Here is an 8,938-nt window from a genome sequence, read left to right as displayed (position 1 = left end):
GGTTGGTGCTGGTCATCAGGGGTGAAACTCCTACTCGGGCCCTCTCAGGCTAACCCGACAAGGCGGGATGTCTCACCCAAGGCTGACAGAGAGGGCGCCGCCATGGGCCTCGGCCCGTGGGAGCCGGTGACGGCCTGGCTGTCAGTCGCGGCTGGCGTCCCGCTCACCAGCGGAGCGGACAGCTGCCTCTACTACGGCGCCCCGGCGCTCGCCCACGCCCTCACCTGCGCCGCCGAAGCCAGCCCCGGCTCCTACCAGCGCGCCCTGGACCACCTCGACCAGGTCGTGGCCGCCGACGCGGTACGCCGCTGCGAACAGGCCAAGGCCCGGGCCGAGCGCGGCGACCTGCCACAGCTCGCCGAGTTCGACACGATCCGGGGGCTGGCCGGCTTCGGCTCGATCCTCCTGCGCCGCGCCCCCGACGGCGAGGCCGCCCGGCGGGTCCTGACCTGCATGGTCCGCCTGACCGATGAAGTCAAGCACGAGGGGCAGGTCCTGCCGGGCTGGTGGACCCTGGCCGGCCCGTCCGGCAAGAGGGACGAGCGGTTCCCCGGCGGGCACGCCAACTCCGGTCTCGCGCACGGGATCGCCGGGCCGCTCGCGCTCCTCGCCCTCGCGCTGCGGCGCGGAGTCGAGGTCGACGGCCAGCGCGAGGCGATCCGCACCATCCTGGTCTGGCTGGAGCGCTGGCGCGACGGCCACGCCTGGCCGTACTGGATCACCCCCGCAGACCTGACCGGCCCGGACCGCAGACCACTGCCGCCGCAGCGACCGAGCTGGTGCTACGGCACCGCCGGCATCGCCCGCGCCCAGCAGCTCGCCGCGCTCGCCCTCGACGACCCGCACCTGCGCCACGACGCCGAAAGCGCCCTGGCCGCCGCACTGATAGACCCGAAGGCTCTGGCCGCGACCACCGACCTGTCCGCCTGCCACGGCTACACCGGCCTGGCCCACATCGCCCACCGCGCCCTCGCCGACGCCTCCCCGCGCAACGCCGGCCGGCTGCGCTCGGCCGCCGCCCTGCTCCTGGACACCACCCACCCGCCGCACGCCGACCCTGACGAGCAGGCCCGCCACGTTCTGGCGACCGCGGGGCCGGCCTTCCTGGAAGGCGCCGCCGGCACCGCCCTCGCTCTGCTCGCTCTCGCCACCGGCGCCGCCCCCGCGACCCGCTGGGACGCCTGCCTGCTCATCTCCTGACCACCCGACCGAGGACCGATCTGATGACCACCGGCTGGATCCAGCACGACCTCGCCTTCGCCGACCCCGCCACCGTCGAACAGACCGCCGCCCACCACCTGGCCCCCGTACTCACCTTCACCCAGAACAACGGCGACCTGGACATCTGGTGGTACATGCGCAAGAAGGGCCTGCGACTGCGCTACCGGGCCGCCGCCCCCGTACCCGTCCTCTCCTCCCTGCTCGACACCCTCACCGAGGAGGGCCTCCTCACTGGCTGGGCCAACGTGATCTACGAGCCCGAGACCGAGGCCTTCGGCGGCCCCGAGGCCATGGAGATCGCCCATCGCCTCTTCCACGCCGACAGCCGCCACCTGCTGGCCCGCGCCGCCGAGCCGAACCCGCCCGCCCTCGGCCGCACCGAGACACTCGTCGTCCTCATCTCCGCCATGCTCCGCGCGGCCGGACTCGACTGGTACGAACAGGGCGACGTCTGGGCCCAGTTCGCGATGCACCGCGACACCCCCTCGCCCATGGCCCCCGAACGCGCGGTTACCCTGACCGCCGCGATGCGCCACCTGATGCGCCTCGACACCTGGGCGCTCACGCGCGACACCAACCCGCTCGCCCACCATGGCGGCTGGGTCCACGCCTTCGAACAGGCAGGGCAGGACCTCGCCCGCCTCGCCCGCGACGGCCACCTCACCCGCGGGCTCCGGGCGGTCCTCGCGCACCACCTCCTCTTCCACGCCAACCGCGCCGGCCTGCCGGTCGACCACCAAGCCGCCATGGCCGCACGGGCGTTGGACGCCGTCTTCCACTCCGACGAGGGCCCCGCACCCTCGATGGCCACCATTCGCACCACTACTAAGGTCACCCACATGACTACGCTCAGCAGCGACGCCGCTTCCGCCTCCCCGACCGCCGAGGAACTGCGCGCCGCCCTCACCGACCGGCTGCTCGCCCAAGGCGCCATCCGCACCGCCGCGGTGGAGAACGCCTTCCGCACCGTGCCCCGCGAGCACTTCCTGCCCGGCTTCCCCCTGGAGGCCGCCTACGCGGATAGCCCCACCTACACCAAGGCCGACGTCTCCGGCACCCAGATCAGTGCCGCCTCCCAGCCCGCGATCGTCGCCCTGATGCTGGAGCAGCTCGACGCCCGGCCCGGCGAGAGGATCTTCGAGGCCGGAGCCGGCACCGGCGTCAACGCCGCCTACATGGGCCGCATCGTCGGCCCGGACGGGCAGGTCGTGGCGGTGGACGTGGACGATGACCTCGTCGACGGCGCCCGTAAGCACCTCGCCGACGCCGGCATCACCAATGTCGACGCGATCCTCGGCGACGGCGCCCTCGGCCACCCGGCCGCGGCCCCGTTCGACCGACTGATCGCCACCGTCAGCACCAGCGAGATGCCCACCTCGTGGCTGGAGCAGGTCAAGCCCACCGGCCGGATCGTCCTGCCGCTGCGGTTGCGCGGCACCGCCAGCCGGGTGATCGCCTTCGAGCGCGGCACGGACGGCTGGGTGTCGGTCGACGACCAGCTCGCGGTCTTCATGCCGCTTCGCGGCAGCATGGACGACGCCCGCCGCACCGTCCAGCTCACCGGCGAAGGCGACGTCACCCTCCAAGTCCACAAGGACCAGGACCAGGCGGTCGACGCCTCCCTGCTGCTCGGCGTCCTCAGCAGCCGGCGCCACGAGACCTGGACCGGGGTGACCATCCCCGGCGGCACCACGTATGAGTACCAGGACCTGTGGCTGGCCCTGACTCTGCCCAACTCCCTGATGCGGATGAGCGTCACCGGCTCCGCGCGCGAACGCGGCATCGTCACCCCGATGTTCGGCTGGGGCGCCATGGCCACCGTCGAGGACGGCTCCCTCGCCTACCTCACCCTGCGCCCCGGGGAGCCCACCGCCGAGGGCCGCAAGACCTACGAGACCGGCGTGATCGGCCACGGCCCCGACGGCGCCGCACTCTCCGACCTCGTCGCTGAGCAGATCCGCGTCTGGAACACCGGCTTCCGCGACCGGACCCTGCGCATCGCCCTCCCCGACGCCCCCGGCGCCGCCGACCCGGCGGCCGACCGCTTCGTCCTGGAGCGCCCGAACCACCCGATCACCGTCATCTGGGAGTAGCCGCCGTGCACCCGACCGGACCCGTCGCCCAGCGGTTCCCGCTGGTACCCCGAATCCGGCCCGCGTGCCTGCCCCTGAACGCCCGTGTCGGCCGGCTCTGCGAGCTGGCCGACACGGCCTCCCGGCAGGCAGATCCGGGCCAAGCATCCACCGTCTTCAACCAGGCAGCGCTGCTCGCCTCAGATCTCGGCCTGCCCGAGTACGGCCGCGAGCTGTGCCACCGCCATGCCGACCTCTACCTGCCCCGGGGACCGCTCCCGGCGATGAGCGCCATCCGCGGACTTGAGCCGATCGTCAACCTCGCCCGCCTCCACATCCGCGCCAGCCACCACCAATGCGGCCACCAACTCCTCCTCGACCTCTATCACGCCGTCACCACCTCTACCGAGACCGTCCTCGACGGCATCATCGTCCCGGCCAACCTGACCCGGACCGACGAGCAGCGCGCCGAGGTGCGGGCATGGCTGTGGCGGGTGGTGATCGCCGACGGCACCCGCGCCCTCACCGCCGCCGGGCGCTGGAGCGAGGCCCTGCGCCACATCGAGGAACACCGCGGCATCGGCCGGCGCATCCTCGACGGCCGCCAGGTCGCCGTCCTCGCCCACGCCACCACCGGCGACCTGCCCGGCGCCCTCGCCCTGCTGGCGGACACCGAGTCCGGCGACCCGTGGGAGGACGCGGTCACCGCAGTGCTCACCGCACTGTGCCGCCCCGGCGACCAGCGGGCAGCCGACCGAGCGATCGGCCACTGCCTCGCCTTCGAACCGGACGAGGGCCTGGCCGTCTTCACCACCCGCCTTTCTCTGACCGCCCTCGACACCGCCGACCCCGACACACCCGCCGCCCGAAACCTCCTTGCCCACCTGACCAGCCGAACGGGTGAATCCGGCGACGGCTACGCACTGCGCGACTTTCTCACCCACGAGGGCGTCCGACGCCGCCTCGACCCGGTCCAGGGCGCGGCACTCGAACGGGCTCTCGCCGCCTGCGCACTGGGCTCCGCCACCCTGCCGGACGCCCTGCGCAGCTGGCTGGAGGAGGCGTTGGAGCACGCGCGCGGGGTGCTCGAAAAGTCCCCGTTCGACCCGGGCTCGCCCGGAGGGAATCCGCTTGAGCGCCACGTTCGAACGGCATCATCGTCAGTCACCTCCGCTCGCGCGAACCCGTCCAACTCCGGTGCTTGAGTGCGCACTTGCCGCGCCCTGTGCCGACGGCCGGCCCTGCGCACTCGAACACCGGCCACGTATGGAGGGCGGTGGCGCCGACATCGTCGGTAAGCACGACGCGACCTCGCCGCCTATCGACCCGGGCGTTCAAGTACGTGCCTGCTTTCGGCGAGTCCCCGCCGGACCTGTGAGAACTGCGTCGGTCCAATCCCTCAGAAGAGTAATCAGCGTCGAAGTACGAGCCATCCCGGAAGGAGTGAGGGGGAGGAGCAGGAGCGCGGGCAGGCAGACTGCCGTCACCATCACCACAGGGATCAGCCCCAGCGCGACAATGACGACTTTCTGGCACATCAGGTGACGAAGGGCAGGGGCGAGCATGAAGCTCCTTTCAGCTAAAAGGGCGAATATCCTGGTCTAGGATCTCCAGCGACGTGGTTGTTGCGCCACAGACAACGATTGCCAACCAGCTGCAACGGTTGAGCGGTCCGAAAAAAGGGGGCCACGGATGCTGGACCGGCGTTTCGGAGAGGCTGCGGAGCCTACTGGGCCAGCGGAACTGGAGGTTCACGCCTTCGTCGAGTTCCTCACACAGCTCTTCACCGCCCTGAACACGACCCTCACCCGATACGCAGCCCGCTGCAACCGCGACAAGGGATCAGTCTCTCGGTACTTCAGCGGTCAGCGCATCGCCCCCAGGGACTTCGTCGACGAGCTGCTACGCCACGTGTCAGAGATCAGCGGGCAACCAGTAACCACTGAAGTCCAAGACCAAGCGCGCCGCCTGAGGATGGAGGCGTTGCGGGTCCGCAACGCCTCGCGCCACGAGGTCGAACAACTTCGGGAGAATCTTGGGTCAGCCGAGCGAGAGCTACACCTGGCCAGTGCCAGAGAGCGGCACTTGCTCCGAGCCTTGGAGCCGCTGAAGCGCAAGCTCACCAGACCGAGCAGCGCTACCGCCAACTGGAAGCTGACTGGGCTGCCACCCGCTACGCTTCCGGTGTGGGCGCCCTTGAGCTCTTCACCGATCCAGGGGTAGCCGATGAAGTCCGGGATGAACTGCTGGGTCTCAAGGCTGAACTTGAAGCGCTTCGTTCCGAGTTGTCCCGCGCACAATCGCTCAAGCATGCCGCGGAGGAGCGTTGCGTGCGACTGGAGGCTCGGCTCCTAGCAGCAGAGGCAGCGCTCGCAGCTGAGCGGTCAGCGAACCGATCCGGACCATCACGGGTCGGACTCGAGTCCGCCCGTATGGCTCTGAACCGGGAGTTCGGGCAGCGAGTAGGAACAATCCCCGACATGGATCATACAGGGAACGAACTGAGCGAGCTGCTGTTCCAGCGGGTAGCCGACTTCGTCTCAGTGGACCTGATTGCCAGCCTGACAGATGATTTCGAGTTACCCAAGAATCGACCAGACGATCAAACGCTATTGCGAAGGATCGCATGCGCATTCGACAAGTCCTCTGAGGAATGGGGCGGAAGCTCAACCTCGGGAACATTGCTCGCGGCTCCCCGATCAACCCCGCCAGGTCGGGCACTGCAAGAAAACAAGCCCGTTCTGATCTCGGTGATTCGCCCAGAAGCGGCGGCCGGGTATGCAAGGTCCGTTGGCCAGTCAGAGCTCACCTCGGTGGTGGTAGGCCGCTCGGTGCTGGTGCTCCCGTTGTCCATTCGCGGCATGGCAATCGGTGTGGTCAAGCTCATCCGGCTTGGCAGTCGTGAGCGCTTCGACCAGATGGACGTCGACTACCTCTACGATCTTGTCACCCGTGCCGCGCTGTCACTGGACATCGCCCGGCTGTACCGCGCCGAGTACAAGGTCGCCGCAGTGCTCCAGCGCTCGATGATCCCGGCCAGTCCGCCACAGATCCCCGGCGTGGAGATCGCTCACCGCTACGTGCCAGGCGGGCCCAGCACAGGGGTGGGCGGCGATTGGTTAGACGCGATCCAGCTGCCCGGCAGCCGGGTTGCCCTTGTGATCGGCGACGTGATGGGGCATGGGCTGCACTCTGCACAGGCGATGGCGCGGCTGCGTTCCGCCGTCCACGCATTGGCCAGTCTTGATACGCCACCCGCGCAGCTACTGCGCCACCTGGACAACCTCGCCCAGAAGCTCGGCGACGACCATCTCGCGACCTGCCTGTACGCGGTCTACGACCCGATCAACCGGACCTGCGAGCTGGCCAGCGCCGGACACATCCCGCCCGTCCTGGTGCACCCGGACGGCACCAACGAACTGCTGAACCTTCCCACCGGCGCACCGATCGGCGTCGGCGGAGTCCCGTTTCTCGCCCAGACCATCGACGTCTCGGACGGCTCGATGCTGGTGCTCTGCACCGATGGCCTGATCGAGGACCGGAACAGAGAGATAGGTACCGGCCTTGCCGCGCTCTGCGGCAGTCTGATCAACCCGGAGCAGGGTCCCGAGCAGGCCTGCGACGAGGTGTTGCGGCGGCTTCACTCGGACTACCGCATGGACGACGTCGCCCTGCTGGTGGCCCGCTTCGACGGCGTCGCCCCGTCCGAGGTGGCCACCTGGGACCTCACCGTGGACCACCGCGAGGTCCGCCGAGCCCGCGCGCTGGTCCGCGAGCAGCTGGCCGGCTGGCATCTGGAAGCGCTCAGCGACACCACCGAGCTGCTGGTCAGCGAGCTGGTGACGAACGCCGTCCGGGTCGCCCGGGACCGCGTCCAGCTGCAGCTGATCCGAGTGGACAAACTGCTGGTCGAGGTCAGCGACGACAATCACAACCTGCCCTCGCTGGAGCCGGCCGAACAGCTCAGCGAAACCGGCCGCGGCCTCACCGTAGTCGCCAAGCTCGCCGAGCGCTGGGGCACCGCCCGCAAGACAGTGGGCAAGGTCGTCTGGTTCGAGTGCGCCCTGAAAGCGCCTGGTTGTATCCCCGGCATAGCCGGGAGGAATTCGGAGGTTATTCCTGGGTCCAATGGCTTACCTGGCGTCGAAAGACTAAGGGGACCGTAGCATGCCAGTGAAGCGGTGGCCGGGTCCAGATATCAGGGACGGTGCGCCGCGGGACCCGCGCGATACGGCGAAAGCTGGATTGCCTGAACCCTAATCTCCAGTCGATTCAAAGACAGATCCGCCGGAAAGGTATCCGAAACCGGTGCCACTCCCTGCGTCAGGTCCTTCGAACGCCGATGCAACTCCGGGGAGCGGGGCGATGCCCAGCGAGGACATTCAAGGAGATGAGTGGGGCGCCTAAGTCGCCGCTAGCACGTACAACCAGGACGAACAGGGGATCACCTAAAGGGCGCGAGCCCCATGGTGACGGAGTGTCCGTAGTAGTCGCAGGAGTCACGACCTGCCAGGGAGGACGGGAAAGCCGTCCACAGGGCCAAGGGACACAGGTGACCGGATATCAACGGAACCGGGAGGTATGCGTAATGCAGAGCGCCGAAGCGGTACTTGATATCCTCCGTGAACGCGGTAGGCGAGGCCTGCCGTGCAACGAACTCTATCGGCAGATGTTCAACCCGCAGTTGTATCTCGTGGCCTACGGGCGCATCTACTCCAACAAGGGGGCAATGACACCCGGGGCGACAGGGGAAACCGCGGATGGCATGTCACTGGCGAAGATCGGACGCGTCATCGACGCGATGCGCCACGAGCGCCACCGGTTCAAGCCGGTCAAGCGGGTCTTCATCCCGAAGAAGAACGGGAAACGAAGGCCGCTGGGCCTGCCGTCCTGGACGGACAAACTGGTCGGCGAGGTGATGCGCCTCCTGCTGGAGGCGTACTACGAGCCGCAGTTCTCCGACCACTCCCACGGATTCCGCCCTGGTCGGGGCTGCCACACCGCATTGCGCGAGGTGGTCCGCACCTGGACCGGGACCAGCTGGTTCATCGAGGGCGACATCGCCCAGTGCTTCGACGCGCTCGACCATCGGGCGATGCTCGAAACACTGGCCGAGAAGATCCACGACAACCGGTTCCTGCGGCTTGTGCGCAACATGCTCAAAGCCGGATACCTGGAGGACTGGAACTGGAATGCCACGCTGAGTGGCGCTCCGCAAGGCGGTGTCCTGTCGCCCATCCTGTCCAACATCTACCTGCACCGGTTGGACACCTTCGTCGAGAAAGTTCTCATGCCGGAGCACACCCGAGGCGGACTCAGGGCGAGGAACCCCGAGTACCGCAGGGTCGGAGACGCTATCAAGCGTGCACGAAGGCGCGGAGACCGTACCGCCGTGCGCGCCTTGCGCAAACGACTTCATTCTCTCCCGAGTCAGGACATGAACGACCCGGGATATCGTCGCCTGCGCTATGTGAGATACGCCGACGACACCCTCCTCGGGTTCGCCGGGCCCAAGGCCGAAGCCGACGAGATCAAACAGCGCCTCGCACGGTTCCTGCGCGATGACCTCAAACTGGAACTGTCCGAGGAGAAGACCCTGGTCACCCATGCCAGAACACAGGCTGCCAGATTCCTCGGCTACGAGA

Annotated in this window: 5 protein-coding genes; all 5 read left to right on the top strand. The window is 68.6% G+C overall.

The window, feature by feature from the left end:
- Positions 1-102: 102 nt before the first annotated feature.
- Positions 103-1,200, top strand: a complete 1,098-nt coding sequence (locus ACIQ87_RS39970) for a lanthionine synthetase C family protein (protein WP_402417148.1) — start codon at positions 103-105, stop codon at positions 1,198-1,200.
- A gap of 23 nt (positions 1,201-1,223) precedes the next feature.
- On the top strand, positions 1,224-3,314 hold the full coding sequence (gene fxlM, locus ACIQ87_RS39965; protein WP_402417146.1) for a methyltransferase, FxLD system: 2,091 nt from the start codon (positions 1,224-1,226) through the stop codon (positions 3,312-3,314).
- A 5-nt stretch (positions 3,315-3,319) separates the two neighbouring features.
- Entirely contained in the window at positions 3,320-4,498 is a 1,179-nt protein-coding gene (locus tag ACIQ87_RS39960; protein ID WP_402417145.1) for a hypothetical protein, read from the top strand.
- Positions 4,499-5,773: 1,275 nt separating this feature from the next.
- A complete protein-coding gene (locus tag ACIQ87_RS39955) occupies positions 5,774-7,459 on the top strand; it encodes a SpoIIE family protein phosphatase (protein ID WP_402417143.1) in 1,686 nt (561 codons plus the stop codon).
- Positions 7,460-7,881: 422 nt separating this feature from the next.
- On the top strand, positions 7,882-8,938 hold a 1,057-nt coding region (locus tag ACIQ87_RS39950; protein WP_402417142.1), incomplete at its 3' end, for a reverse transcriptase/maturase family protein.

The sequence above is a fragment of the Kitasatospora sp. NPDC096204 genome (assembly GCF_044763205.1).
In the GTDB taxonomy this organism is placed as follows: domain Bacteria; phylum Actinomycetota; class Actinomycetes; order Streptomycetales; family Streptomycetaceae; genus Kitasatospora.
The sequence above is the reverse complement of the archived record's forward strand: the minus strand, read 5'-3'. Positions and strand labels throughout refer to the sequence as shown.

Bases quoted from the DNA above. Each gene is read 5' to 3' on its own strand.
- ACIQ87_RS39970 (WP_402417148.1), top strand. From the start codon at position 103: ATGGGCCTCGGCCCGTGGGAGCCGGTGACGGCCTGGCTGTCAGTCGCG.
- fxlM (WP_402417146.1), top strand. From the start codon at position 1,224: ATGACCACCGGCTGGATCCAGCACGACCTCGCCTTCGCCGACCCCGCC.
- ACIQ87_RS39955 (WP_402417143.1), top strand. From the start codon at position 5,774: ATGGATCATACAGGGAACGAACTGAGCGAGCTGCTGTTCCAGCGGGTA.